The organism is Fictibacillus aquaticus, assembly GCF_002245695.1.
Lineage (GTDB): Bacteria > Bacillota > Bacilli > Bacillales > Fictibacillaceae > Fictibacillus > Fictibacillus aquaticus.
In genome coordinates this window covers 1-1734 of record NZ_NOII01000042.1, presented here as the reverse complement: position 1 = coordinate 1734, position 1734 = coordinate 1, and the positions used below count along the sequence as shown (strand labels likewise).

Annotated in this window: 1 rRNA gene; it reads right to left on the bottom strand. The window is 52.9% G+C overall.

The annotated features are described in order from the left end of the window. Positions 1-99: 99 nt before the first annotated feature. Positions 100-1649, bottom strand: a 16S ribosomal RNA gene (locus CGZ90_RS19025). Positions 1650-1734: the final 85 nt, after the last annotated feature.

Genomic DNA, 1734 nt, shown 5'->3' with positions numbered 1-1734 from the left:
TTTTCAAAGATCAATCGAGAGAGTAGTTCTCTCAAAACTGAACAAAAGGCAATAGGTGTACTTACGAGAGAGTCAAAGCTCGTCTCATAATCTCCATAGAAAGGAGGTGATCCAGCCGCACCTTCCGATACGGCTACCTTGTTACGACTTCACCCCAATCATCTGTCCCACCTTCGGCGGCTGGCTCCCAAAAGGGTTACCCCACCGACTTCGGGTGTTACAAACTCTCGTGGTGTGACGGGCGGTGTGTACAAGGCCCGGGAACGTATTCACCGCGGCATGCTGATCCGCGATTACTAGCAATTCCGGCTTCATGTAGGCGAGTTGCAGCCTACAATCCGAACTGAGAGTGGCTTTTTGGGATTGGCTCGGCCTCGCGGCTTTGCAACCCTTTGTACCACCCATTGTAGCACGTGTGTAGCCCAGGTCATAAGGGGCATGATGATTTGACGTCATCCCCACCTTCCTCCGGTTTGTCACCGGCAGTCACCTTAGAGTGCCCAACTGAATGCTGGCAACTAAGGTCAAGGGTTGCGCTCGTTGCGGGACTTAACCCAACATCTCACGACACGAGCTGACGACAACCATGCACCACCTGTCACTCTGTCCCCCGAAGGGGAAAGCTCTATCTCTAGAGTGGTCAGAGGATGTCAAGACCTGGTAAGGTTCTTCGCGTTGCTTCGAATTAAACCACATGCTCCACTGCTTGTGCGGGCCCCCGTCAATTCCTTTGAGTTTCAGCCTTGCGGCCGTACTCCCCAGGCGGAGTGCTTAATGCGTTAGCGTCAGCACTGAGGGTGGAACCCCCCAACACCTAGCACTCATCGTTTACGGCGTGGACTACCAGGGTATCTAATCCTGTTTGCTCCCCACGCTTTCGCGCCTCAGCGTCAGTTACAGGCCAAAAAGCCGCCTTCGCCACTGGTGTTCCTCCACATCTCTACGCATTTCACCGCTACACGTGGAATTCCACTTTTCTCTCCTGCACTCAAGTCTCCCAGTTTCCAATGACCCTCCACGGTTGAGCCGTGGGCTTTCACATCAGACTTAAGAGACCGCCTGCGCGCGCTTTACGCCCAATAATTCCGGATAACGCTTGCCACCTACGTATTACCGCGGCTGCTGGCACGTAGTTAGCCGTGGCTTTCTGGTCAGGTACCGTCAAGGTACGAGCAGTTACTCTCGTACTTGTTCTTCCCTGACAACAGAGCTTTACGACCCGAAGGCCTTCCTCGCTCACGCGGCGTTGCTCGGTCAGGCTTTCGCCCATTGCCGAAGATTCCCTACTGCTGCCTCCCGTAGGAGTCTGGGCCGTGTCTCAGTCCCAGTGTGGCCGATCACCCTCTCAGGTCGGCTACGCATCGTCGCCTTGGTGAGCCGTTACCTCACCAACTAGCTAATGCGCCGCGGGCCCATCTGTAAGTGTTAGCCGAAACCAACTTTCAAAAAGAAGAAATGCTTCTTCTTTTATTATTCGGTATTAGCCCCGGTTTCCCGGAGTTATCCCCATCTTACAGGCAGGTTACCCACGTGTTACTCACCCGTCCGCCGCTAAATCAGAGGAGCAAGCTCCTCATCATTCGCTCGACTTGCATGTATTAGGCACGCCGCCAGCGTTCATCCTGAGCCAGGATCAAACTCTCCAATAAAGTGTTTAATCTGTCTCTTGCTTGTTTAAAACTGACGGAATTAATTTAATTCCTTACCTATGCTTTTGTTCAGTTTTCAAAGAAC